Raw genomic sequence first — 26,213 nt, 5'->3', positions numbered from 1 at the left:
GACACGTTAATTCGACTTTTGTTGTTTTGATGATGTCAAGAGATACAAATTTACAATGAAGAGTTTGATCCTGGCTCAGGATGAACGCTAGCTACAGGCTTAACACATGCAAGTCGAGGGGCAGCATAATCGAAGCTTGCTTTGATTGATGGCGACCGGCGCACGGGTGAGTAACGCGTATCCAACCTTCCCCTTAGTAGGGCATAGCCCGGCGAAAGTCGGATTAATACCCTATGTTATCCGTCGATGGCATCTGAAATGGATTAAAGATTTATCGCTAAGGGATGGGGATGCGTCTGATTAGGTTGTTGGCGGGGTAACGGCCCACCAAGCCTACGATCAGTAGGGGTTCTGAGAGGAAGGTCCCCCACATTGGTACTGAGACACGGACCAAACTCCTACGGGAGGCAGCAGTGAGGAATATTGGTCAATGGGCGAGAGCCTGAACCAGCCAAGTAGCGTGCAGGATGACGGCCCTATGGGTTGTAAACTGCTTTTGCATGGGAATAAAGTCGGGGACGTGTCCCCGTTTGTATGTACCATGAGAATAAGGACCGGCTAATTCCGTGCCAGCAGCCGCGGTAATACGGAAGGTCCGGGCGTTATCCGGATTTATTGGGTTTAAAGGGAGCGCAGGCTGCCTGTTAAGCGTGACGTGAAATGCCGCGGCTCAACCGTGGAAGTGCGTCGCGAACTGGCGGGCTTGAGTGTGCACGAGGAAGGCGGAATTCGTGGTGTAGCGGTGAAATGCTTAGATATCACGAAGAACTCCGATTGCGAAGGCAGCCTTCCAGGGCATTACTGACGCTAAGGCTCGAAGGTGCGGGTATCGAACAGGATTAGATACCCTGGTAGTCCGCACGGTAAACGATGGATGCCCGCTGTTGGCGATACAGTGTCAGCGGCCAAGCGAAAGCGTTAAGCATCCCACCTGGGGAGTACGCCGGCAACGGTGAAACTCAAAGGAATTGACGGGGGCCCGCACAAGCGGAGGAACATGTGGTTTAATTCGATGATACGCGAGGAACCTTACCCGGGCTTGAACTGCAGCAGACGGATCTAGAGATAGTGACTCCCTTCGGGGCTGCTGTGGAGGTGCTGCATGGTTGTCGTCAGCTCGTGCCGTGAGGTGTCGGCTTAAGTGCCATAACGAGCGCAACCCTTTTCATTAGTTGCCATCAGGTAATGCTGGGCACTCTGGTGATACTGCCACCGTAAGGTGTGAGGAAGGTGGGGATGACGTCAAATCAGCACGGCCCTTACGTCCGGGGCTACACACGTGTTACAATGGGTGGTACAGAGAGTCGGGTGTATGCAAATACATTCTAATCAAGAAAGCCATCCTCAGTTCGGATTGGGGTCTGCAACCCGACCCCATGAAGCTGGATTCGCTAGTAATCGCGCATCAGCCATGGCGCGGTGAATACGTTCCCGGGCCTTGTACACACCGCCCGTCAAGCCATGAAAGCCGGGGGCGCTTGAAGTCCGTGACCGCAAGGATCGGCCTAGAGCGAAACTGGTAATTGGGGCTAAGTCGTAACAAGGTAGCCGTACCGGAAGGTGCGGCTGGAACACCTCCTTTCTGGAGAGGATGACTATCACGACAGACACTAAGTCAGTCGGAAGCAAAAAAGAAGAGGTTTGATTCAACCCTAGCTTCTTTACTACGCACTGTTTATAATATAAGAGAATGTATGAGGCTGGGCAGAGGCACCCCCTCTGACCGACGACAGAGTCCTATAGCTCAGTTGGTTAGAGCGCCACACTGATAATGTGGAGGTCGGCAGTTCAAGTCTGCCTGGGACTACCTCAAACGATAATTGTCAATTATCAATTTTCAATTATCAATTCTCCTACTGGGGGATTAGCTCAGTTGGCTAGAGCACCTGCTTTGCAAGCAGGGGGTCAACGGTTCGAATCCGTTATTCTCCACTACTCCGGTGAGTTTGAAGGTAAAGGTAACCATATCTTTCATCTCTCATCTCTCATCTGGAACGAGATCTTTGACATATTGACACACAAGACTGTAAGTAAAGACTTATAAGAGTCAAACTGAGTAGATTAATAAATCTCAAAATTACAGCTGAAAGTATGAGCATCTCTTTCCGACGCAAGTCGGGAATGAGGTAGGCGAAAGAAAGTTAGGGCGTCTGGTGGATGCCTTGGCTCTCGGAGGCGATGAAGGACGTGATAAGCTGCGATAAGCCTTGGGTAGGTGCAAATGACCATTGATCCAGGGATTTCCGAATGGGACAACCCAGCCGGCTGAAGGCCGGTTATCATTACAAAGGTAATGAGGCAAACGGGGGGAACTGAAACATCTTAGTACCCCCAGGAAGAGAAAATAAACAATGATTCCCCTAGTAGTGGCGAGCGAACGGGGAAGAGCCCAAACCGCATATGTAGCAATGCATATGCGGGGTAGTAGGACCACGTCGTGGTATCCTGATGACGAGCAGAACGGTCTGGAAAGTCCGACCATAGTTGGTGATAGTCCAGTACGCGAAGTCAGAGGGGGCCTAGTGGTATCCTGAGTAACGCGGAGCACGAGGAATTCTGCGCGAATCCGCCGGGACCATCCGGTAAGGCTAAATACTCCCGAGAGACCGATAGCGAACGAGTACCGTGAGGGAAAGGTGAAAAGCACCCCTATGAGGGGAGTGAAATAGTACCTGAAACCAGTCGCCTACAAGCGGTCGGAGCTAGTATATCTAGTGACGGCGTGCCTTTTGCATAATGAACCTACGAGTTACCATGTCCAGCGAGGTTAAGTTCTTATGGAACGCAACCGCAGTGAAAGCGAGGCTGAACAGGCCGTTTAGTTGGATGGGGTAGACGCGAAACCGAGTGATCTACACATGTCCAGGATGAAGTCCCGGTAACACGGGATGGAGGTCCGCACCGATAAGCGTTGAAAAGCTTCCGGATGAGGTGTGTGTAGGAGTGAAAGGCCAATCAAACTCGGAGATAGCTCGTACTCCCCGAAAGGCATTTAGGTGCCGCGTCGGATGGTCACCGTGAGAGGTAGAGCGACCGATAGGTCAAGAGGGCTTCACCGCCTATCGAGACCTGACGAACTCCGAATGCTCACGGTCTGCAGTCCGGCAGTAAGGGGGCGGGTGCTAAGGTCCGTCCCCGAGAGGAGAAGAATCCAGACCGCCGTCTAAGGTCCCGGAATCCTGTCTGAGTTAGTCTAACGAAGTCTGGCCTCGATGACAGCTAGGATGTTGGCTTGGAAGCAGCCATTCATTCAAAGAGTGCGTAACAGCTCACTAGTCGAGAGGCCGGGCATGGATAATAATCGGGTATAAGGCAGGTACCGAAGGCGCGGGATAGCATTAAAAAGTATCGGTAGGGGAGCATTCCATCGGCGCCGAAGGTGAGCGACGACGTTCACTGGAGCTTATGGAAAAGCAAATGTAGGTATAAGTAACGATAAGGGGTGTGAGATTCACCCCCGCCATAAGACTAAGGTTTCCCGGGCGATGTCAATCACCCCGGGGTGAGTCGGGTCCTAAGTTTAAGCCGAAGGGCGAGAGCGATGGCTGACACGGTTAATATTCCGTGACTACCATACGGGGCGACGTGGTGACGGAGCAGTGACACTGCCGCGTGCTGACGGAATAGCGCGTTGAAGCGTGTAGGTGTTGAGGAGTGCAGGCAAATCCACACTCCGAGCCGAACGTGAGAGTATGGAGTCTCCTTCGGGAGAATCCAATAGTGCAGGTAATCAGACTCCCGAGAAAAACCGCTAAGCTTAACCCGTGTGGTACCCGTACCGCAAACGGACACACGTAGTCGGGTAGAATATACTAAGGCGTTGAGAGATTCGTGGCTAAGGAACTAGGCAAACTGACCCTGTAACTTCGGGATAAAGGGTCCTCGTTTCGGCGAGGCGCAGAGAATAGGTCCAGGCAACTGTTTAACAAAAACACAGGGCTGTGCAAACTCGAAAGATGAGGTATACAGCCTGACACCTGCCCGGTGCTGGAAGGTTAAGAGGAGATGTCAGTCTTCGGATGAAGCATTGAATTGAAGCCCCAGTAAACGGCGGCCGTAACTATAACGGTCCTAAGGTAGCGAAATTCCTTGTCGGGTAAGTTCCGACCTGCACGAATGGTGTAATGATCCGGACGCTGTCTCGGCCACGAGCTCAGTGAAATTGTAGTATCGGTGAAGATGCCGATTACCCGCGATGGGACGAAAAGACCCCGTGAACCTTTACTACAGCTTAGCACTGACCTTGGTCATCGGATGTGTAGGATAGGCCGGAGGCTATGAAGTGGGCGCGCCAGCGTTCATGGAGCCGCCGTTGAAATACGGCCCTTCTGCTGCCTGAGGTCTAACTTGTGGATACAAGGACACTGTTTGGTGGGTAGTTTGACTGGGGTGGTCGCCTCCAAAAGCGTAACGGAGGCTTCCAAAGGTGCCCTCGGGCCGATTGGTAACCGGCCTTATAGAGTGTAAAGGCATAAGGGCGCTTGACTGGGAGGGAGACATCCCGAGCAGGAACGAAAGTTGGGCTTAGTGATCCGGTGCAAGTGTATGGAAACTGCATCGCTCAAAGGATAAAAGGTACTCCGGGGATAACAGGCTGATCCCCCCCAAGAGCTCATATCGACGGGGTGGTTTGGCACCTCGATGTCGGCTCGTCACATCCTGGGGCTGGAGAAGGTCCCAAGGGTTGGGCTGTTCGCCCATTAAAGTGGCACGCGAGCTGGGTTCAGAACGTCGTGAGACAGTTCGGTCTCTATCTATCGTGGGCGTAGGAGTCTTGAGTGGATCGGACACTAGTACGAGAGGACCGTGTTTGACTGACCTCCGGTTTACCGGTTGTACCGCCAGGTGCACCGCCGGGTATCCGCGTCGGGATCGGATAAGCGCTGAAAGCATCTAAGTGCGAAGCCGGCCACAAGATGAGGGCTCCATTGAGGGTCGTGGTAGACTACCACGTTGATAGGCAGCAGGTGTAAAGACGGTGACGTCAAAGCCGAGCTGTACTAATTGCCCGAGATCTTTCGCTGTGAAGCGCATATTTTCAACTGTGAGCGGTTTGGTTTATATAGGTAAGTGCTACAGTTCTTGTGTTGATATGCCAACCTTATACGGATAGGCTTTTCCTAGGCAGTCCTAGGCAATCCTAGTCCAGAGATATTCAGGTGGTTATTGCGGCGGGGTCCCACCTCTTCCCATTCCGAACAGAGAAGTTAAGCCCGCTTGCGCCGATGGTACTGCAATGCAATGCGGGAGAGTAGGAGGCCGCCATCTTTTATAGCACGACCCTGATTCAGAAATGAGTCAGGGTCTTTTTTGTGTTTTATATTTCATTTTCCATTGTTAAATGAAATATTTTCTTTATCTTTGCCAATGCTAACCAGAAATTAATTTATTATGAACAAGTTTAGATTAATGGTGTTACCATATGCACCAGAGGCTTTAGAGCCAGTGATTAGTTTTGAAACCATTGGTTTTCATCATGGGAAGCACTTAGCGGCTTATGTTAATAATTTGAATGGACTGCTCGAAGGCAGTGGGTTTGAGAATTCGTCTCTTGTTGATATTGTCTGTAAGGCAACAGGTGGTCTACAAAACAATGCTGGACAGATTCTTAATCATGAAATGTACTTCGGCCAGTTTGCAGGTAAACCTATGAAGACGGAGCCAACGGGCCCCTTGGCCGAAGCTATTACGCGTGACTTTGGTTCATTTAAGGCTTTTAAAGACGAGTTCCACAAGAAGGGAACCACACTCTTTGGATCAGGTTGGGTTTGGCTGTCAGCCGATAAGGATGGAAAGCTAGTCATTACCCAAGAAGCCAATGCCGCTAATCCAGTACAGAAAGGCCTGAAACCGCTGTTGACTTTTGATGTTTGGGAGCATGCCTATTATCTGGATTATCAGAATCGCCGTCCAGACCATTTGTTATCCCTTTGGCAGATCATTGACTGGAGTATTATAGAGAAGCGATATGTCTAAGGAATAAGAACGACTTTTATATGCCTGAATTATATAGCCTGTTGTCTGTCTGGACAACAGGCTATACTTCATTATTGAGCACACTTAAGAACATCCTTTGATATGCCTCTACCTTTTTGTCGAACGACAGAGGGTAGGCGCGCGAAGAGGAGGGCAGGCGATAGAGCAGGATCTGTTCGCCGTGGCTGTTGTATGTTTCAGGAATGGCGATAGCATTGTTCACTTTGGGGATTGCAGGAATGTGCATTGCCTGACAGATGGTGTCCGTGGCCTTTTCGCCCGTAGTGACGATGGCGCGACAGAGCGGCAGCTGTTGTAGCAACGTAGGAATGTCTGTAGGCTCTACCACCTCCAGGAACTTATCCGAAGCATTGTCCTGCAACCGTCTGATAGCCGTAGACGTGTCGAAGAAAGCCAAACCACGCTCCTTACAGAAGGCCACAATCTCGTCGATTTTAAAGCACTTGGCATTCGTGTCAACGAAGTGATTCCTATTGCCAAAGAACACCTGTCCCTCAATGCGCCAATGGTCGTTGATGAAGTTAGGATAATAGAAATCCATGCACCATCGTTTGCGCTGTGGAGGAAAACTACCCAGGAACAGCACACGCGCATTTTCAGGTAAGAACGGGCGGAGCGGATGATATTCCACTCCGTCTGTACTGCGTTCTATATTTTCGATATTCAGATAAGATATCATTCTTTAAAAAGATATTGCGCGAACTCGTGAAGCGACTTTCGCCGTGCCTGCATCGGACAGCAACAGCGAACAGAGGATGCGTTCACGGGTTTGGGTTGGTTCCATATCACAAATATAATTATTATGTTCCAGGTAGTCGATGCATACCATTCGTTTGCAAATTTACAAAAAAATCCCTTATTATGCATGTAGTTCTAAAAAAAGTATTACCTTTGTAGCGCAATTCCATAGAAGAGTTGCCCGTAAAGGTGCACTTAGCTGTGCTTAATTGGGAATGTGAGTGCGAATCTCCGACTGTCCCGCAGCAGTGAGCTCCATTATGGCTCTTAAGCAGAAAGCCATTGCCCATTTGGGTGAGAAGGCGCTTGAGAGTGGAGTAAAGTCTGAAGACCAGCCTTGTACGGTTAGCAAGTCGAACGACCCTCGATGTAAGGGCGTGCGGCATCAGAAAATTTTTGTTGGCTACATGTCATGATGATGTTTTTTGTCTCTGTGTTGGTATAAAGCACAGGCATGTGCATACGTGTATTATTATATAAGTTCGGGTGCAATGTTGTCGTGAGACAGCGTTGCATCCTTTTTTTAGGTTTCGAGACGAGAAGGAATTTTTCGGACAAAAGCCCCTCTGAGATTTAAAAATTCTCCGCCAAAAATTTTTCGCGCGCGTACAGGCGAAATATGAGCAAATAAGCAATGTGCTGATATTTAAGCGGTTGTAAAAATACCTCCAAAAGTGTAAAGAATCAGAAAGCGTTCGCATATTCGTTTAGGATGCAACGGAGGCTGTTTTACCCTGCAACGGAGCCTGAGTTGCATTGTAAAACAGGCTCCGTTAGGGTGTAACTCAGCCTCCGTTGCATCGTAAAATCGATAGGGGTGCAAAAACAACGAAAATCAAGCCGAAAACACCCCAGAAACACCCACTCCGCCGCTCTAGTTTGTCCTTTCTCAGACCCCTAATTTTTAGCACTTTTTCTTTATATGTATAATTATTTATGGCATATCGGCATAACGGCATAACGGCATATCATTTCGATTTTTTATTTTCATGATAGGGATCGTGAAGTAGGGTATTCAATATATATAGATTATATATATATTATAATATATATATAATCTATAAAATATATATCCCTTTTTGTTGATGCGCCAAAAACATTGATTTTACCAAATGATATGCCGATATGCCGTTATGTGTTATGCCATAAACTGAAAAACCACCCAATCGTTTTCTTGATTTATTCCTGACAATGTAGAGAACTCTACTACGGTCAACATGACAATTGAGGTATGTCCCCCCATGTTTTCATCAAAAATGTTGCATTATCACATGAAATTTATTACCTTTGCACTATCATTAATAACTTAACGAGTAATTATGTCACCATTAGCATCAATCCTTCCCATAGCAGTTTTCATTCTGTTGTTCTACACCTTCTATATCATCCGTCACAATCGTAAAGCGAAGAAGACCATCGAGACGTTTATCAACGACGACAGCTATATCGAGTCCATCGACCACCTGTCTGGCCAGGTAGGTTTTCGCGTTTGGCAGCAGTACGACGTCCTGTTGGCCGCTCAGAAGCACGGCATGCTCAGCATCGCCGGCCGCAGTCGCACGCTGAACGACGACGTCAAGCTCGTGTTCTACAATCAAACCCGAGGTCTGCGCCTCTTCACCCCCATTAATGACGAAACCCTCGTCCGCAAATACGTCGAGACCCTCCTCCGTCGCACCTTCGGCACCCCCGATGCCATGAAGCTCGCCGTTCGCCAAACTGCCCAGTCGTAATTTTTTTTTCGGAGAATGTAAATATCGAACTATATATGAAACGAAACACGATTCTTGCCATCATTGCCATCGCCCTGTTAGCCATTGGTTTTGGACCCTACCTGCTGCTTCTGTTGCCCATCATCCCCATTGCCTACTTCATCATCAAGCGCAAGGAGAGGACGGAGGTTCCAAGGGTGACCTACGCCACTGTGGAGGAGACGATGCAGAGGTACGGCGAGCCCGACGATGTGGTGGTGCTCGATGCCTCGAGGGCCAACGAGCTTCCTGCCCTCATCCTGTTCTATCCCAACCGTGACCTCGCGATTATTGCTGGCGAGGAACTGAAGCTCAGTAGTCTGATGAGTGTGATGCCGAAGAACATGGCCACGCCCTACACCGTCGACGAGTATGCTGTCATCATCGGCACCAACGACCCGCTTCGTCCCACTATTGAGCTCCGTGTAGGCTATGGCGCCGTACTGGCCAGCGAGATTGCCGCTCAGATAGATACTTACATCCATCAAAACGGAGATTAAGGACAGGTCTTTGATTCTTCTAGGAAATGTCAGATGCCGTTTCCTGCCTACCCATATCGTCATACTGGCATATCGGCATATCATTTCGTTTTTTCATTTTCCTAAGGCGCCAGTCATTCTGTCTTTTCCAGAATTCGTTGACATGTGGCGTGTCTTAATGTTCTATGAAAACAACAGAACGCTCAATTACTTCTTTCAGCGTCAAACCATTTATCCTTAGGTTTACCCACAAGTCACGGATGTCACTATATTCATAGATGACCTCAGGTTCTGGTTCAGGACAATGGGCGAATTCCACCCTTTCCATGATATATTTGCCATCCCAGTCCTCACGGTCTTTGAGCTTCCAAACCTCATTGTTCTGAATGTTGTCAATGTAGTAAAACTCATCAGCCTCCACCAAATATAGCGCCAGGTCAAATCCAATGTGCTTCAGATAATACTTTAAGATGTTCCATGAGTCAGTGGAGTGGGCATCAGATTGATTGGCATCATTCCATCCTAACTCATCCTCATATAAGTTGGTATCTTTATCTCGCTTTGGTATAGGATACCAAAAATTATTTTTTAGAACTTTTCGTGCCATATACAGTTCATTTTTGATGTTCTTGATTATACTTAAGAGCCTTCTTGATATACTTCATATCGATTTTTGTGGGTTCAAAGTAGTTCTTTTTATCATGGGATTTTCTTCCTACTTTTCCTTTTTCTGTATAACCTGACCAAATGTGAGTATGGGTACCCGTTTTGTGGATTTTACCTTTTCGTTTCACTTGTTTAAATGGAACCAGGTTGCCCGACTTGTCATAGATTAGGTCGATAGACTTAACGATTTTATGTGTCCGACCACTATAGAATGCGATAGCAACTATTTTAGTCGAATTTTTTGGTGAAGCAACATAGTACATCTTCGAGCTGAAGTTGTTCATAGGTATACTTGTATTATCATTAACGGAAGTGGACACGACTTTATTGTTTCCAATCATGCCAACTTGTTTAAAACGATCTCCACCATAGATATCAAGTGCGTATCTGCGACGATAATCTGATGCTCCATTACCTCCCATATTTCATTCTTTTTATTATAGGGTTATTAAAATAAATACTTATCTCTTCATTTTCTCCTTCCATCTTGTCACCATACCGTATGATTAATAAAGGCTCCAAAGTCTTCAGGACCTCTTCATAGCCGAGGTGCCAAAAGTAACAGGCATCAGGATCGCCCTTTATGCCCATGCAATTAATTGCTATCACACAATGTTTGGGGTAAACATGGATACAATAGCCATAGCTGTCTGGACCTGCCCATGACACATTGAAGATGACAGGTATACCATTGGCTTGCCATAGACGAGCCATCTGCTGATTTCTCCATGCGCTTTGTCTTCTTTCATGCTCAGTCCAGTTCAGATATACTGAATTGTCAGGGCTGATAACCATGGGATAGGACATTAACATTGACGTATAACGCAATGGGTGATTGTTGATACATTGAAACATATAATCATATAGGTAAAAGTGTACGCATTTACTAGAAATGATTCCTTTATTATATTCTGCCTTTGCATAATTGAAGCCAATTAAATCCTCAGGCCTTAAACCATAATTAGGGTGAAATTCCTCCTGTTCAATGATATGATCAGGTAGAAACATACCTTGGTTGAGTTGTAACTGAGGAGGAACAATGATTTGATGATTCTCCCCATTACCATAATGTGCAGTTATTAGCTGCGTCTCTTCCTTAAATGGAATAAAAAGTTCTTTTTTCATAAAGAAAAAAAATAAATTAATAATACAAGGGACTTCGTGTACACCTCGCATCCCGAACACGTTCGATTACAATACGTGCATATTATCATTTTAGGTCAACCGTAATAATTTTATGTCAGTTTTCGCATATTTCTCTTTGTTGTAGTAATATTTTTATTATCTTTGCATCCAAGATGAAAGGAAAAATAAGAAATAGAAGAAGGAAACATTTAGGACTCCTACTTCAACATGAACGTAAATGTAAGAAGTTGGAGCAGGAAGATATCGCTCGAGCATTAGGTGCGAGACAGGAATACATATCCAAAATTGAATCAGGCGCAAGAAGGATTGATATTCTTGAATTGATAGACTACTGTGAGGCGTTAGATTTCTCTCTAACAGATTTCGCATGGAAAATCGAAACGTACTTATCTGCTCTGGGTTTACTTTCTCTTCCTAAAAGAAATCTATTAGGTAAAAAATTTAGGGTGGAAGTATCTTGGCGCGAGAATAAATTTTCAGCTTCGCTTGGAGTTATTGTACCAGAAACTCTTGTGTTTACGGCTGAAACTTTTATGGGATTACAGAAAGAGATAGAAAAGTGGTTTGATTCCGTAATAAAAGTTATGGCTTCTGATGGTAAAAGTGTACCAAGTTGGCTTGAAAACAAAGAGTATGCGTTTGAGTACAGATTCCTTGATGCAACATCGTTGCTGAGAGCCTATAGTCCTTATGTTTCGCTCGCAGCCATTAGTCGCGTTTCTGGAATTAATCAGAATCAGCTTTCACAATATGCTAATGGACTCAAAAAAGCTCGGCCAGATCAAGTCAAACGTATTTTGGAGGCAATTCGTAAAATAGGTAATGATTTGACGGCTGCAGTATTATAAATTATCGCTTATTATCATTTTATTTTCTTTATTGCTCTTCATTTCCAAACTTTTTCGTATCTTTGCAATCAAGTACTGGCGTTGAACCTCAGAGGAGGTGGCTGGTGCGATTTTTGAGGGTGAATAATAACAGCATTAGCTGATTATTCGGTTGTCTTGAAACCTAGGAAATTTTACAGATAGAATTACCGATGATTAGTCACTGATGTCTGCGTCGTATGGCGTGGACATGACTTATCTGGTAATTCGGGCTTTCCTAGGGCCTCAAGACAAAGATAAGGCGGTTCACGCTTTTTCTATGTCCTGAGGCCTTGTTAGTTTAGCCCGTTAAAATCCCGATAAGTCAGCAGTGCTATAAACCGAATAGTAACCAATGGTTAAACGTACAGCAAGGTTGCAAAGTAGCAAACAGAAACGGGACGATGAGTATTATACGCTGTTTCAGGACATTGCGGACGAAGTATGCTTATATTTGCCACAACTACGTGGTAAGCGTATTTTGTGCCCATGCGACTGGGATGAAAGCTATAATGAGGAGATTGTTTATAAGGAGGAAGGGTATGTTTTGGATAGAGACTTGTTCGCAGCGGAAGGTACGATCAAGAACATTGATATAGCTAAAACTCGTGAAAAGATAGAGAAACGTATGGACTTGGTAAAATGCCAGTTTGTCTATTATCTCTTGAATCAGGCAGAAGAGTGTGGAATACGTTCTATCAGTGTAAGTGGATATAATCCAAGAACAAACGAGGGTGTGCGATTCCAAGACATAGATTACAGTCATTACGATGTCATCATCACTAATCCGCCATTCAGCCAATTTGATGAGTTTATCGATTTGTTGATAAAGAATGGAAAGGAGTTCCTGGTGATAGGACCTCAGACTGCACCAACAGAGAAAAGTATTATACGACATTTTCAAGATGGTAATATTCGCATTGGCTACCATTATCATTTGAGTGGCTTTAAACGTCCTGACGGAACCATACTACCAAAGCAACATAATACGCCTCGTAGTTGTATGTGGTATACCAATCTGCAGGTTGACCCTCAATCCAAAGAACTTACTCTAACTGAATCATACGAAGAGAATCCTGAGAAATATCCTAAGTACGTAAATTATGATGCTATTGAGGTACCTTCTGTAGCAGAAATTCCCAATGACTACTATGGAGAGATGGGCGTACCCATAACTTTTATGCAGAAATATAATCCTAAGCAATTTGAAATAATTGGGTCGAGCATACAATTAGGAAGACCAATTAAAGATTGCGTTGAGAAAGATGCTGTATACGAAAAAGGAGGTATACGCTTCTATTTAGCGCAAGGAAACAAGCACTATCGTCGACTTTGGGATAGAATGGTCATTAAACGAAGAAAGGAGGAGTAACTTATGACAGTAAAGGAGTTATATGAGAAAGTAGTAAACGGCATTATCATCAGCGACATTGAATTGCAGCGTGCCATAGTTTATGATGCTGACAAGCAGGCATTAGTTATCGACAGTCTTTATCATGGGATCCCTTTGCCAGCCTTTTATCTATGGCAACGTGAGGATGGTAAGCTAGAGGTACTTGATGGTAAACAACGAATTGAAGCTATCAAGAAGTTTAAACAAGGCAATCTACTCTACAAAGGTAAAACCTGGAAGAATTACGCATATGATAGTGACCTGCAGCAAGTAGTTGACGATACAAAACTGACAACAATCATTTGTAGTGGCACCGAAGAAAAAAAACGTGAGATATTCAATCGTATCAATACATTAGGAGTTGCTCTATCAAAGTTCGAAGTTCTGAATGGTTTATATCACGGCGACTACATCGAAGGCTTGAACGATTACTTTGCTCATGATGCAAATGTACGCAGAGTTTTGCCAAATGCAACTGTTGACCGTGGTGATAACAAGTACCATCTCCTTGAATATATATATTATGTGCGTAAGGGAGGGGCGTTCCCCAAACGAAGCGAACTGCATGACTATGTACAGCAACATAAGGATGAATCTTTTAATGATGAAATTAAAAAGATAAAGCCCTACATTAGCTTTATTCGTGATGTATTTGGTGATGCATCAAAAATAAAAGTCGACCTGAAGTTTAAGCTCTCAGTTGAATATTTGAAGGATAGGGCTATTTGGCTACAACATAAAGATGATATTAGCAAAGACTGCAATGAATTTTTAAAAAGTGAGGGATATAAGTTGTCGTCAACTAAAGATAAAGATATAGAGGCGATGATATTAGGTATAGTAGGGAACTTAAGAGTAGATCCTAAACGACTATTTACTGCTGATGATAAAGTGGAGTTGCTTTCGAAACTTAAAACTGATGAAAATGGACGATATGAGTGTGCTGTATGTAATCAGCACTTTGCTGCTGATGAGTTGACTGTAGACCATATTGATGCCTGGAGTACAGGAGGCAGAACTGTTTTATCTAATGCTCAACTAGTATGTAGAGCATGTAATAGCAGAAAAGGAAATAGATAATAAAACCAAAAGTGTCGAGGGACAGTCCCTCAACACTTTTTTCTTGTTCCGACCATATTTTCAAATTAAATGTGCATAGACTGAATTATTTTATTATCTTTGCATGTGTAAAAATACTGCTACCTGACATACCTTGAAACTCTATAAATATTATAAAACTATGGCATACCAATTTCCTTTTGGGCAGATTGTTCGCCCACTCAGACAAGAAGATAGAACTCCTAAGAAGGTGTTTGTTCTTGGCGTATATGCAAGCGCTGTGCATGCTCGTTGGACTAAACCTGGTGAATCACGTCCAGTCTGTGCAGCTTTGGCTGTAGCAAGTGAGCCTCGTATCTTCTGGGATGGCAATATCGACGAAGCTCGCGAGATAATCAGCAAAATAAAAATTCCAAAAGAGTTGGGAACTTTAGAGCCTGCAGGTAGTAATCTAAATGGGCCATCAGCCAAAGTACTCGACGAAAACATACTGGCGCCTCTTGGCTTCAGCCGTAAAGATGCTTGGCTTTGCGACCTTCTGCCAGAAACCAGAATAAACGACAGCCAAAAGAAGGTTATAAAAGATAAGTATAACCCACAAATAGCCAAGTATGGGTTAAATGAGGTTACCATTCCTAATCGCCCAACAGTGTTCTGTGACTCAGCGCGCTGCATGGAGATTCTTGAGGAACTGAAGGAGTCGCAAGCTGGCTTGTTAATACTCCTTGGGGATATTCCCATTTCGCAATTTTTGAATGAGGTTGCCAACGTTCCATATAAGTCACTAAAGGAATATGTCAATCTGTATGGATATGGCAAAGCCACAAATACTATAATCGAAGGTCGAACGATTAAGGTTCTTCCTCTTGCTCATCCACGCCAGATAGGTGGTTTGGGATTCCATAGTAAGGACTGGCACGACATGCATCAGGAATGGGAGAAGTCTACTGCAAACTAAACAGAAACTGCTGGGCAGCATATTCGCAGCGGAGGGTGCCAAAACGGATGAGGCGCGCCAGGAGGGTGATGACCTTATGACGGGGTAGGCGAGAGGCACGGACAATCTGGTTGAGCGTCTGGCGACCCTGAATGACGCTGAGCAGGTGGCGGATGTCATCGTCGTAGGTGATCATGGCGCCTCGCGACTTCTGCGATTCGCGCCAAAGGGCCAGGTGAACGGGCGAGGCCACGATGTTCTCGTCGTTGATGCGCACATAGGCTCGCTTGCGGCCCTCGCTGTCGATGGCACAGATGGGGCGCTTGGTGGATGGCGGCACGGTGGCCACGACAATGGTGCGAAGACAGGGCGTGGCGTTGGCCGAGTCGGACGAAACGGCATGATAGGTGTCGAACTTGATGCTGGCCTCTGGCTGGCAGTATTTATAGGCCGCCTGGTGCATCATATAGATTTCCTCCTCGCTGCGAACGCCAGACAGATGGCCATCGTCGCGCACGCCAATGAGCAGTCGGCCCCCATCCGTATTGGCAAAGGCCGATACAGACTTGGCCAACTTGCAGGCATCGGCCACACGGTATTTAAAGTCCTGCTGCTGATGCTCGCCCTCCTTAATCAGACTGAGAAGAAATCGCTTGTCGTCCATACGGCCGGCAAAGGTACTGCATACAGAGCGAAAAACCAAATTATCTTTCATTTTTCACAGGATTATTTCGTAACTTTGCAAGCAGTTATGAATCAGAAATACGCATTATTCTTCGATATTGACGGAACGCTGGTGAGCTTTAAAACCCACGAGATTCCACAGTCCACCATCCAAGCACTCACGCAGGCCAAGGCCAACGGCTCGCGCGTGTATATAGCCACGGGTCGTCCGCCCTTGATCATCACCAACCTGGGAGCCATCGAGGGGCTGATTGACGGCTATATCACCACCAATGGCGCCCTGTGTTATGTGGGCAATGAGATGGTGACCTGTCAGGCCATACCCAAGGAGGATGTGATGACCTGCGTGGACGATTGCCAGGCCAAGGGCAACAGTCTGATTGTGGTGGGACGCAAGGATGTGGCCGTGATTGACCCCAAGGGCGATGTGGATCGCATCTTCCGCCAGATGCTGGCCGTGAAGAACCTCGACAAGGCTGCTCCGCTGGACGAGGTGCTGGAGCAGGACATCCTGCAGTTGACGCCCTTCTTCCCAGCCGACTACGAGCCTGAACTGATGGCACGCATGCCGCAGTGCGTGTCAGGTCGCTGGCATCCTGAGTTTACTGACATCACGGCCAATGGCGCCGACAAGGGAAAGGGCATCCTGGCCATGGCGCGCCACGAGGGCTTCGACCCCAGTCGTACGATGGCCTTTGGCGATGGGGGCAACGACATGTCGATGATCATCCAGGCTGGCATCGGCGTGGCCATGGGTAATGCCATCGACGCGCTGAAAGAGCAGGCCGACTATGTGACGACATCGGTCGATGAGGACGGCATTATGAATGCTCTGAGGCACTACCAAGTGATATAACGAAAAATCTGACTATATATGAAACGAATCCAACTAACGATGCTGTGCCTGATGGCCACTGCGGCTGTCATGGCGCAAACCTTACACTACGACAAACCTGCCACTTATTTTGAGGAAGCACTGGTGATTGGTAATGGTACCATGGGCGGCATTGTCTATGGCGGTACGCAGACCGATCGCATCTCGCTGAACGACATCACGCTGTGGACGGGCGAGCCCTGCAACATGAACATCTATTCGCCTGAGGCCCATAAAACGATTCCTGCCATTCGCGAGGCACTACGCCAGGGCGACTATCAGAAGGCCGACCAACTGCAGCGCGAGGTGCAGGGCCATTTCTCGCAGAACTATCAGCCGCTGGGACAACTCACGATAGAGTATCTGGACACGACTGAGGCAGTCACTGGCTATCGTCGTTGGCTGGACATCAGCAATGCGACAGCACAGACCACTTATCAGCGTGGGGCTTATCGCTACACCACGGATTATTTTGCTTCGAACCCTGACTCAGGCATGGTGGTGCGCATCACGACGAACAACCCCAAAGGCATTCGCGCCCGTTTCTCCTTGTCATGTAAGCTGCGACATAGTCGCAGCACACAGGACGGCAATACCCTCGTTACTGACGGCTATGCAGGCTATGCCTCGCTGCCCAGCTATTACGAGGCCAAGGAAAAATTTGCCTACGACGCCAATCGTGGCATCCACTTTCGCACCAAGGTGCTGGTGAAGGGCAAGAACGTGAGGGCCGAGGGCGAGAGCATCGTGGTGGATGGCGCCAAGGAGGTGACGCTCTTTATTGTTGACGCTACCTCGTTTAATGGCTACGACAAGGACCCTGTGAAGGAGGGAAAGCCCTACAAGGCACTGGCCGATGCGCGACTGAAGCACCTGGCCTCCATCCCTTATCCCAAGCTCTGGCACCGTCATGTCAAGGACTATCAGTCGCTCTATAACCGTGTAAAGCTGTCGTTAGGCAGTGGTAACGACAAACGTCCTACTGACATACAGTTGCGTGAGTACATCGACGAGAGTCGCTTTAACCCTGAACTCGAAGCCCTCTATTTTCAGTATGGCCGCTATCTGCTGATCAGTTGCTCGCGCACGCCCAACGTGCCTGCCAACCTGCAGGGACTGTGGAACGAGTCGATACTGCCGCCATGGTCGTGCAACTATACGAGTAACATCAACGTGGAGGAGAACTACTGGGCGGCCGAGACGGCTGCACTGCCTGAGATGCACCAGTCGCTCTTTTCCTATATGAAGGAGCTGCAGGGCTCTGGCGAACTGACGGCGAAGGCCTACTATGGCGTGGATCGCGGCTGGTGCCTGGCTCATAATACGGACATATGGGCAATGACCTGTCCTGTGGGACTGCATACGGGCGACCCTATGTGGGCCAACTGGAACATGGGTGGAGCGTGGCTCTCAACGCATATCTGGGAGCACTACAGCTTCTCGCTCGACAAGGACTTCCTTCGCGAATATTATCCTGTGCTGAAGGGGGCGGCTGAGTTCTGCCTGGGATGGCTCGTATCGACGAAGAATATGGGTGTGGATGGCACGGAATATCTGATCACAGCCCCCTCGACCTCGCCTGAGAATGTGTTTGTAACGGATAAGGGCTATCATGGTCGTACGTGCTATGGTGGCTTTGCCGACCTGGCCATGATTCGTGAGTGCCTGTTTGATGCTGTGCAAGCAGCCGATGTGCTGGGCGTGGACCCGTTGTTTGTGGCTGAGGCTCGCGAGGCTTTGAATCGTCTGCAACCCTATAAGATTGGCAGGAAGGGCAACCTGCAGGAATGGTTTTACGATTGGGAGGATGAAGATCCTCACCATCGTCATCAGAGCCATTTGTTTGGCGTGTATCCTGGTCACCAACTGGAGGATGGTGTGAACACCAAGGAGGCCATTCATCGTGCGGCCGCCAAGACGCTGGAGTTGAAGGGCGACAAGACCACAGGATGGAGCACAGGCTGGCGTGTGAACCTCTATGCGCGACTGCACGACGCTAAGAACGCCTATCATATTTATCGCAAGTTGCTGAGCTATGTGAGTCCTGACGGCTATCGCGGCCCTGATGCCCGTCGTGGTGGTGGCACCTATCCCAATCTGCTGGATGCCCACTCGCCCTTCCAGATTGACGGCAACTTTGGTGGCTGTGCTGGCGTTGTCGAGATGCTGATGCAGAGCGAACTGGCCGTGGGGGAGGGTACAGCCCAGACTAGCATTGAACTGCTGCCTGCCCTGCCTGCCAACTGGAAAGACGGCGAGGTGAGTGGACTGAGGGCTCGTGGTGGCATCACCGTGGGCATGACGTGGCAGGACGGCAAGGTGAAAAAACTATCGCTCACCGCCAAACAGTCTTGCGTGGTGACGCTGCTGATGAACGGTGAGCGAAAAAAGGTGAAACTGAAACGAGGCGAAAACTACTTCTGATACAAACGGAGGTAGTAGAGGCCTGGGCAGAGCGTGGTGGGCGATGCTGTGAGGCGAACCACAAAGCGCTTGGTGCTGCTCACCATCTCGGCTGGAATATCATATTTCATTTCAAAGAATCCGTTGGGTTCTGCACCCTCGACAGTGGCTGGTATCGTGATATCGGCCACTTTTTTGTCGTTGATGGTGAGCACGGCCATGCGACCCTTGTCGGCCAGGTTGAAGCGCAGCATGACGCAGAGGTTCTTGCTGTCGTTCTGATTGACCAGCGTGTACTGGATATGGCCGTTGGCACGTGCATCGCGATAGCGCTCTGAACGATAGAGACCTGTGTTCGAATCGCTGCTGTAGTTGTATTCGTGACCAGCCTCGCTCTGCTGTTCGCCAGCAGCCACGAAGTCGACAGTGTGGCGAATCAGCTCCTCGTTGCGAGCCTCAGTCTTGGCCATGTCGCTCTTGGCAAAGTTCTCTGGCGTCTGCTGATACCAGTAGCACATATAGCGATCGTGGTGAATCTGATAGAAGGGCTGCAGGGTGAGCGTGTGCCACTTATAGCTGCCCACACCAGGACGATTGGCGTCGATGGTGAAGGTGAGCTTTGACAGGTCCTGAGGTTTTACGCGACTGAGCACATCGGCACGTGCGCCAATGAGCAGGGGAGCCGACAGGAGGTTCATCTGCTTGCCCATGGCGCCAGGCGAGTGGTCCATACGCCCCTCGAGGCCATATTCGTTCTGCAGTTTCTCGCTGCCATTGGTGGTGTTGGCACCCAGCAGGATGGGGCCATACTTAAAGGCAATGTAGTCCTCGTAGTTGGGACATACCTCATAGCGCAGAACCATGGGCAGACTCACCTCAATCACGTCGCCCTTCTTCCACTTACGACTGATGGTGACGTAGCTGGCCTCGCCTGCGATGGCTGTCAGACCGTTAATCTCCTGACCATTGACAGTCACCTTGAAGTCGTTGTCCACCCATTCAGGATGGCGGATGGCAATGCTATACTTGCCACTCTTGCCAATGGTGAGGGTGGTCTTGGGCTCGTAGGGGAACTGGGTGGTCTGTGTCACCACAAAATCCTTACTCTGGAGTTTTGAGGCCGTGAAGAGGTTCACGTAGAGTGTCTTCTTGCCATCGTGGGTGAACACGAAATGGCCATACTTTGAGTGGTTCTCCATGCCTGTGCCCACGCAGCACCACATGCCCTTGTTGGGCACAGAGTAGATGCGATAGCCCTGAGGACGCAGTGTGGTGAAATAAACATAGCCACCTGTCTGGGGGTCCTGGGTTGAGAGGATGTGGTTCCACATGGCCTGCTCGTAGAAGTCCACATACTTGGCATCGCCAGTACGGTCGAACAGCATCTCTGAGAACTTCAGCATGTTGTTCGTGTTGCACGACTCTGGGCCATCGGGCTGGTCGATGTAGCGGTTGCTGTTGGCAGCAGTGAGAAAGTGTTCGTTCACTGAGTTGCCGCCAATGCAAACGGTACGGTTCTGTGCCACGTCCTGCCAGAAGTTCTCTGCGGCCGTGATATAATTATGGGCTGTGGCGTCCAGCTCGCCAATGCGCTCCATGCCAATGAACTTAGGCACCTGGGTGTTGGCGTGCTTGCCGTCGAGGAACGTGGTGTTGAGCGTCTGCATGCCGTTGAGCATGGCTTTGTGGGTGTATTTCTTGGCTGCCTCGAGGTATTTCTTGTCGCCAAAAAGTTGATAGGCGTCGAGCAGCGACTCGTTCATGCCGCCATGCTCGCAGTTGAGGAAGCCCTCGAAGGCCTGGTCGTCGACCTTGGCAATGAGGTTGGCACTCCAGTCGGCCAACTTATGGAACATCTCCTTGGCCTCCTTGCTGCCTGCATAGAGATAGGCATCGCGCAGGCCTGCCAGCACCTTATGCTCGCAATAGAAGGGCACCCAGCCCCAGTTCTTGCTGATGCCTGAGAGGTCGCCAGCATAGAGTTTTTTCCACGACTCGTTGATGGGCTGTCCGCCAATGAAGCCATAAAGGCCCTCAGTGTTCTTGTCGTAGGCGTCCTGACAGTCCTTCATCACCTTCAGCATATAGTCCAGGCGCTCTTTCAACTTGGTGCGCTGGGCCTCGTTGTGACTGGCAGCATAGGCCAGTGCCAGGGCCGACACATAATGGCCGCCCACATGGCCGCTGAGGTCGAAGCCTGCATCGCCGCCCCAGTTCTTGAAGTTGGGATGGCGCTGCTCCCACTGGTAGTAGGGACTCTGTGCATTGGTGGTGGCCGAGAGCCCTGACTGGCGTACGAAAGGCGTCAGCAAACGGTCAGTGTCGTACTGCAGCAGCATGTCGATGTTTTTGTCCTGGGCCGTCCTGAAAGGGCCGTCGGTCAGGGTCACCTCGTGCAGTGCGAAGTGCTTGGGGTAGAGGTCGGTCTGTGCATTGGCAGATTGCAGCGTCAATGCCAGTACCCCAGCGAATAGTAACTTAGGTTTTTTCATGTCTTTATGTTTATTTTACTGTGGTTCGACGGTCACGGATCAGTTTTATCTCGCGAAGCAGATCCTCGTAGTGCAGCTTGTTGATGCCACTTTGGGCCTGAACCTGCTGTTTGCAGTAGTCCTCGACCTTCTGTAGGTTCTGCATCACATAGAGTATGGCATCGGTGTGATACTGAATGGCATAGTTCTTCTGATCCTGTGCTGTGGGGTTCAGCAGATCGTTCAGATTCTGAACGTATGAGCGCTGCAGACTGCGACGTAACTTCTTTTTCAGGTCGGTATCGCCCTCCTTCTGCCACACCTCAGCAAAGAGATCATTCAGGAATTCCTCGGTGGGGTAGCCAGTATTGGCGATGCCGTTCAGCCTGGATATTGACATCAGCTGTGACAAAATGTTCTCCTGTCGGTTGCTCATGGTCATCAGAACGTTGGTGCCATTCTTTGACATGATGTTGTCGGGGAAAAGCCATTCGGGTGTATCGAACACATGACGACCAAGGAATAGCAGTGCTTCTTTCTGACGCTCTTTAGGTACGCCGACGTAGGGCTCCAGACCAGGTGTGTTGTTATTATATCGACCACCGATATTGTTGCGTACATGGTTCATATAACGGCTGTACTGATCAACGACAGCATTCCACATCTCGCGTAGATCGTCGTACTGGTCGTTGTCCTGCTTGGTCCATTTGGGTAGGTTGTCCATCACGCGTTTCAGGTTCTTGATGCCATATTCTGAAGCCTTCACAGCATCGTCACCCAGGTCCTCGGTCTGGGCGCGTGGGTCTTCTCCCCAGCCTTCGCCACCCAGCCACCACAGGCGGCGATTGTTGCGCAGCACCTCTGAGGTCTCCTTCATCAGTTTCTCTTTCTCCTCGTACTCGTCCTTGAACTCAGGGCGCCACTGGTAGCCCCACTTGATGGCCCATTTGTCGTAGTCGTTGATGCGAGGGAAGAGTCCCTTTTCTGAGACATGGTCCTCAGGCTGAGCCACATAGTTGAAGCGGGCATAGTCCATGATAGAAGAGGTGTGACCGTTCTTTTCGACCCAAGACTTGTCGCGCAACTTCTCGACGGGTGTGGCGTTAGAGGCACACATATTGTGGCGCAAGCCCAGGGTGTGGCCCACCTCGTGACTGCTCACAAAGCGGATGAGCTCGCCCATCAGTTTGTCGTCGAACTTCATGGTCTGTGCTTTCTTGTCCAGAGGACCACACTGCACCATATACCATTTGGTGAGCAGGTTCATCACGTTGTGATACCAGCAGATATGTGCCTCGATAATCTCGCCTGAGCGAGGGTCGATGATATGAGGGCCATAGGCATTTTCGATCTCAGCAGGCAGGTAGCGCAGGCCAGAATAGCGAGCGTCCTCCATGCTCACGTTGGGGTCGTCCTCAGGCAGCACCTTGGCCACGATGGCGTTCTTGAAGCCAGCAGCCTCGAAAGCCACGTTCCAGTCGTTTACACCCTGAATGAGGTAGGGCAGCCACTTCTTAGGCGTGGCAGGGTCGATATAATAGACAATCTGCTTCTCAGGTTCAGTCAACTCGCCGCGCAGATACTTCTTCTTGTCCTTGGGCACCAGACGATAGCGGGCAATGAACGACTCGTGCTGCGTCTTGTGCTGGTCGTCGCTGAACAGGGTGACGCCATTGACAAAATAGCCAACGCGCTCGTCCCACAGACGGCCACGCATGGGCTCCTTGGGCAGCAGTACCATGCTGGTGTTCATGCCCAGGGTGATGTTGCCAGTCTGCGAGGCAGGCGACTGTCCGTTCTGGGCAGCATAGGTACGTGTGGTGACAATCTCGATGTTGTTGGGATAGACCTTCATGGTGTCGATGAAGGTGGTGTTGTTCTGAGGGGCACCCAGCTTCAGACTGGTTTTCAGACTGCTGGCCAGGTCGGTCAGCTTACTGTTGCCCTTGAACATGGGCGTTACCTCCACCAGATGGGCATCGTTGGCCTCGTTGTGACCAATAATCTTGAGATCCATCACAATGGGGTTGATGGTTGACTGCTGCAGGGTGCGACGGATGTTGTCGCCCTCCTTGGCAATCTGGGTCAACACGTACTGGCGAACCAGAATCTGGGTGGTGTCGCGCTTCTCAAGATAGAAGGTGATATCGTTGGCTTCCTCGCCGGCAAACTTGCCAAAGTTCTGAGGAACGGCAGTGAAGCGGTTCACGCAGAGAATCATGCGGCCCAGCATCGAGTCGGGCACCTCGAAGTAATACTTATCCTCGATGTGGCGTACGGTGAAGAGGCCTTTCATCACAGTGCCTCCCTTCTTGACGATCTTCTCGTATTCCGTCTCTTTCTTGGGTTTCTCCACTTTAGCCGTGTCGGCAGCAATACTGTCGTGCTTGACGGTGTCTTGCTTGATGGTGTCGGACTTAGCGACGTAGGACGTTCTGGCTTGGATGGTTGTGGTGGCCAAGGTTAGTCCCAGTAATAATGCAATTGTTCTCATTTGTTATTGGTTTATTTTTATTATTATTTCTTTTCGTAGGCTAAGGCTGCACCAATGGCAGTGCAGAACTGTGAATACTTGGGGATATGGAAGCGTACGTTGTAGAGCTTTTCCAAGGCTGGGAAAATCTCCTTGCTCTGGGGCAGGAGCGACAGGTTGCCAATGAGTACCATATCGCGACAGTCGGTGCCTTGGGCTGCCAGGACAGAGGCCGAGCCAATACTTTGAAGTACCATGGTGATGATGCCGCAGGCAATATCCTCGCGCGAGGCATCGTTCTTGGCGTGGGCAAAGAGTGAGGCGGTGGCTTCCATGGGTAGACCAGGGAGGGGCTGGGCCGAGATGTCGCCAATGAGCAGGTTGATGTTCTTGATGTTGCCCTGCTTGGCCAACTCAGACACCTGCTTGATGTCGCTGGTATTCAGCATGATACGACTGAGACCCTGTAGGGTGCCGCCACCAATGCCAATGCCGCCGATATGGCGGAACTCATCGCCATGACACATCACAAACGAGGTGCCAGTGCCCATCGACACGACAATGGCGTGGTCCAGGCGGCTCTCGTAGCGGGCACCCAGAGCATCGGCCACAAACTCGTCGCAACGACTGGTCTTTACACCATAGACGTCGCCCTTAACGTAGGCAGCACCTACGCCAGTCAACATCACGTGCTCAATCTCCTCAAGTTGCAGGTTGTTGTCGTGAAGATATTTACCAAATGCTCCATAGAGTGAAGTAATGGGGTCGGCAGCCGTGATACGTATTGGTGCCGATGGTTTTCCGTCAATCAATCCTACTATCTTTGTGGTGCTGATGCCCACGTCAATACCTATTATAATACCCATAGTTAAAGTAATTTGGGGCAAAGGTACATAATTAAATTTAGAAATAAGAATTAAGGGTTAATAATTTTAATAAATTAAGAATGAAGAAATAGGAGTTGAGAATTTTGTTGTTTCGTAATTATTTTGTACCTTTGCCATCAGAAACCTTAGAAAATGCATATAGCAGTAGCAGGAAATATTGGCAGTGGGAAGTCGACACTCACGCGTATGCTGGCCCGTCATTACGGATGGGAGGCGCGCTTCGAGTCGGTCGACGGGAATCCCTATCTGGAAGATTATTATCGGGATATACACCGATGGTCGTTTAATATGGAGGTGTTCTTCCTGAAAGAACGCTTTCGAGATTTAATTGATATATCAAAGGCTGATCATACCATTATTCAGGATCGCACCATCTTCGAGGGTGTCTATGTGTTTATGCAGAATAATAAAGCCATGGGCAACCTGAGTGATCGCGACTTTGAGACCTATATGGAACTCTTTGAGCAGATGATGACGGTGGTTCGCTATCCTGATTTGATGATCTATCTGCGTGCGTCGGTTCCCCATCTGGTGGGAAATATTCAAAAACGCGGACGTGAGTATGAACAGTCGATGCAGTTGGAATATCTTGAGAACCTGAACCGTCGTTACGACGATTTTATCAATAAAATGTATAAGGGTCGCGTGATGATCATTGAGAAGGACGGACTGGATTATCAGAATAATCCTAAGGACTTCGCACAGATTGTGGACCGTATTGACGCCACCCTTTTTGGACTCTTCCCAGAATAAAAACAAACATAGAATATGCACATTGCAATAGCTGGAAACATTGGAAGTGGTAAGACCACGCTCACAAAGATGCTGGCCCATCGTTATGGATGGACGCCTAGGTTTGAACCCGTTGACAATAACCCGTATCTGGAGGACTTCTATGCCGACATGAAACGTTGGTCGTTCAATCTTCAGATTTATTTCCTGAACAAGCGTTTCAAGGAGGTGGTGGAGATTGCCAACTCTAAAGATACGATTATTCAGGACCGTACGATCTTTGAGGATGCTTGTATCTTTGCACCCAACCTGCATGGACAAGGGATGATGAGCGATCGCGACTTTGCCAACTATAAGGACTTGTTCGACCTGATGATGTCGCTGGTGAAATTGCCCGACTTGATGATATACATCCGTTCGAGTATTCCCACACTGGTGGCACAGATTCAGAAGCGTGGGCGTGAATACGAGCAGACCATGCGACTGGATTATCTGGAGGGCTTGAGTAGACGCTATGAGGACTGGATTGCTACGTACAAAGGACAGCTCATTGTGATTGACGGCGACCACTGTAAGTTTGGTGATAATCCTGAGCACTTCAAGCAGGTGACTGATATGATTGACGCAAAGCTATTCGGACTCTTTCCGATGGAATAG

19 protein-coding genes, 2 tRNA genes, 3 rRNA genes and 1 riboswitch are annotated in these 26,213 nt (G+C 48.7%); of the genes, 16 read left to right on the top strand and 8 right to left on the bottom strand.

The window, feature by feature from the left end:
* Nucleotides 1-52: 52 nt before the first annotated feature.
* The 6 genes from M1D30_RS08980 (at nt 53) to M1D30_RS08955 (ending at nt 5,976) form a co-directional block, all read left to right on the top strand.
* Nucleotides 53-1,582 (top strand): 16S ribosomal RNA (locus tag M1D30_RS08980).
* A gap of 151 nt (nt 1,583-1,733) precedes the next feature.
* Nucleotides 1,734-1,807, top strand: a tRNA-Ile gene (locus M1D30_RS08975).
* 51 nt (nt 1,808-1,858) lie between these two features.
* Nucleotides 1,859-1,932: transfer RNA gene (locus M1D30_RS08970), tRNA-Ala, on the top strand.
* Nucleotides 1,933-2,130: 198 nt separating this feature from the next.
* Nucleotides 2,131-5,024 (top strand): 23S ribosomal RNA (locus tag M1D30_RS08965).
* A 131-nt stretch (nt 5,025-5,155) separates the two neighbouring features.
* A 5S ribosomal RNA gene (rrf, locus tag M1D30_RS08960) occupies nt 5,156-5,268 on the top strand.
* Together the 16S, 23S and 5S rRNA genes with 2 tRNA genes alongside form the textbook arrangement of a ribosomal RNA operon.
* A 123-nt stretch (nt 5,269-5,391) precedes the next feature.
* A complete protein-coding gene (locus M1D30_RS08955; RefSeq protein ID WP_248503171.1) occupies nt 5,392-5,976 on the top strand; it encodes a superoxide dismutase in 585 nt (194 codons plus the stop codon).
* A gap of 61 nt (nt 5,977-6,037) precedes the next feature.
* On the opposite strand, the gene M1D30_RS08950 is transcribed toward M1D30_RS08955, so the two are convergent.
* Nucleotides 6,038-6,676, bottom strand: coding sequence for a uracil-DNA glycosylase family protein (locus M1D30_RS08950; RefSeq protein WP_248503169.1), 639 nt, complete (start codon nt 6,674-6,676; stop codon nt 6,038-6,040).
* Nucleotides 6,677-6,905: 229 nt separating this feature from the next.
* A riboswitch (cobalamin riboswitch) is annotated at nt 6,906-7,090 on the top strand.
* Nucleotides 7,091-8,054: 964 nt separating this feature from the next.
* Between M1D30_RS08950 and M1D30_RS08945 the strand changes: the two genes are divergently transcribed.
* Both M1D30_RS08945 and M1D30_RS08940 read left to right on the top strand, forming a co-directional pair.
* Complete coding sequence (locus tag M1D30_RS08945; protein ID WP_248503168.1) at nt 8,055-8,468, top strand: hypothetical protein; 414 nt, start codon at nt 8,055-8,057, stop codon at nt 8,466-8,468.
* Between the two features lie 35 nt (nt 8,469-8,503).
* A complete protein-coding gene (locus M1D30_RS08940; RefSeq protein ID WP_248503166.1) occupies nt 8,504-8,986 on the top strand; it encodes a hypothetical protein in 483 nt (160 codons plus the stop codon).
* A gap of 154 nt (nt 8,987-9,140) precedes the next feature.
* Here M1D30_RS08940 and M1D30_RS08935 read toward each other — a convergent pair whose 3' ends face one another.
* The 3 genes from M1D30_RS08935 to M1D30_RS08925 are packed head-to-tail and all read right to left on the bottom strand — an operon-like array spanning nt 9,141 to nt 10,756.
* A complete protein-coding gene (locus tag M1D30_RS08935) occupies nt 9,141-9,572 on the bottom strand; it encodes a hypothetical protein (RefSeq protein WP_248503165.1) in 432 nt (143 codons plus the stop codon).
* Between the two features lie 7 nt (nt 9,573-9,579).
* Nucleotides 9,580-10,053 (bottom strand): hypothetical protein, encoded by a 474-nt coding sequence (locus M1D30_RS08930; protein ID WP_248503163.1) that lies wholly within the window; start codon nt 10,051-10,053, stop codon nt 9,580-9,582.
* A complete protein-coding gene (locus tag M1D30_RS08925) occupies nt 10,043-10,756 on the bottom strand; it encodes a DUF4417 domain-containing protein (protein ID WP_248503162.1) in 714 nt (237 codons plus the stop codon). Before M1D30_RS08925 ends, M1D30_RS08930 begins: the two co-directional genes overlap by 11 nt.
* A 173-nt stretch (nt 10,757-10,929) precedes the next feature.
* Here M1D30_RS08925 and M1D30_RS08920 point away from each other — a divergent pair, with 173 nt between their 5' ends.
* From M1D30_RS08920 to M1D30_RS08905, 4 genes are all read left to right on the top strand, one after another.
* Nucleotides 10,930-11,625, top strand: a complete 696-nt coding sequence (locus tag M1D30_RS08920; RefSeq protein ID WP_248503160.1) for a helix-turn-helix domain-containing protein — start codon at nt 10,930-10,932, stop codon at nt 11,623-11,625.
* A 373-nt stretch (nt 11,626-11,998) separates the two neighbouring features.
* Nucleotides 11,999-13,015: an adenine-specific methyltransferase EcoRI family protein gene (locus M1D30_RS08915; protein WP_248503158.1), complete on the top strand. Its 1,017-nt coding sequence runs from the start codon at nt 11,999-12,001 to the stop codon at nt 13,013-13,015.
* A 3-nt stretch (nt 13,016-13,018) separates the two neighbouring features.
* A complete protein-coding gene (locus M1D30_RS08910) occupies nt 13,019-14,116 on the top strand; it encodes a DUF262 domain-containing protein (protein ID WP_248503155.1) in 1,098 nt (365 codons plus the stop codon).
* 160 nt (nt 14,117-14,276) lie between these two features.
* A complete protein-coding gene (locus M1D30_RS08905) occupies nt 14,277-15,053 on the top strand; it encodes a hypothetical protein (protein ID WP_248503153.1) in 777 nt (258 codons plus the stop codon).
* On the opposite strand, the gene M1D30_RS08900 is transcribed toward M1D30_RS08905, so the two are convergent.
* The gene (locus tag M1D30_RS08900) at nt 15,040-15,747 is read right to left on the bottom strand and encodes an RNA-binding domain-containing protein (RefSeq protein WP_248503151.1); all 708 of its coding nucleotides are present in this window, start codon (nt 15,745-15,747) and stop codon (nt 15,040-15,042) included. The two genes, M1D30_RS08905 and M1D30_RS08900, sit on opposite strands and share 14 nt — an antisense overlap.
* 36 nt (nt 15,748-15,783) lie before the next feature.
* On the opposite strand from M1D30_RS08900, the gene M1D30_RS08895 reads away from it, so the two are divergent.
* Nucleotides 15,784-16,572, top strand: coding sequence for an HAD family hydrolase (locus M1D30_RS08895; protein ID WP_248503149.1), 789 nt, complete (start codon nt 15,784-15,786; stop codon nt 16,570-16,572).
* Between the two features lie 18 nt (nt 16,573-16,590).
* Nucleotides 16,591-19,014, top strand: coding sequence for a glycoside hydrolase N-terminal domain-containing protein (locus tag M1D30_RS08890; protein ID WP_248503147.1), 2,424 nt, complete (start codon nt 16,591-16,593; stop codon nt 19,012-19,014).
* On the opposite strand, the gene M1D30_RS08885 is transcribed toward M1D30_RS08890, so the two are convergent.
* Genes M1D30_RS08885 through coaW form a run of 3 tightly spaced genes read right to left on the bottom strand, consistent with a single transcriptional unit; the run spans nt 19,005 to nt 24,803 of the window.
* Nucleotides 19,005-21,485 carry a beta-L-arabinofuranosidase domain-containing protein gene (locus M1D30_RS08885; protein ID WP_248503145.1) on the bottom strand — a complete coding sequence of 827 codons (2,481 nt, stop codon included), beginning with the start codon at nt 21,483-21,485 and terminating at the stop codon, nt 19,005-19,007. The genes M1D30_RS08890 and M1D30_RS08885 overlap by 10 nt on opposite strands.
* 10 nt (nt 21,486-21,495) lie before the next feature.
* On the bottom strand, nt 21,496-23,958 hold the full coding sequence (locus M1D30_RS08880) for a zinc-dependent metalloprotease (RefSeq protein ID WP_248503143.1): 2,463 nt from the start codon (nt 23,956-23,958) through the stop codon (nt 21,496-21,498).
* Between the two features lie 23 nt (nt 23,959-23,981).
* Nucleotides 23,982-24,803 carry a type II pantothenate kinase gene (gene coaW, locus M1D30_RS08875; RefSeq protein WP_248503141.1) on the bottom strand — a complete coding sequence of 274 codons (822 nt, stop codon included), beginning with the start codon at nt 24,801-24,803 and terminating at the stop codon, nt 23,982-23,984.
* Nucleotides 24,804-24,956: 153 nt separating this feature from the next.
* On the opposite strand from coaW, the gene M1D30_RS08870 reads away from it, so the two are divergent.
* Both M1D30_RS08870 and M1D30_RS08865 read left to right on the top strand, forming a co-directional pair.
* On the top strand, nt 24,957-25,577 hold the full coding sequence (locus M1D30_RS08870; RefSeq protein WP_248503140.1) for a deoxynucleoside kinase: 621 nt from the start codon (nt 24,957-24,959) through the stop codon (nt 25,575-25,577).
* A 15-nt stretch (nt 25,578-25,592) separates the two neighbouring features.
* Entirely contained in the window at nt 25,593-26,213 is a 621-nt protein-coding gene (locus tag M1D30_RS08865) for a deoxynucleoside kinase (protein WP_248503137.1), read from the top strand.

It is taken from the genome of Prevotella sp. E15-22 (assembly GCF_023204875.1).
Classification (GTDB): domain Bacteria; phylum Bacteroidota; class Bacteroidia; order Bacteroidales; family Bacteroidaceae; genus Prevotella.
The sequence above is the reverse complement of the archived record's forward strand: the minus strand, read 5'-3'. Positions and strand labels throughout refer to the sequence as shown.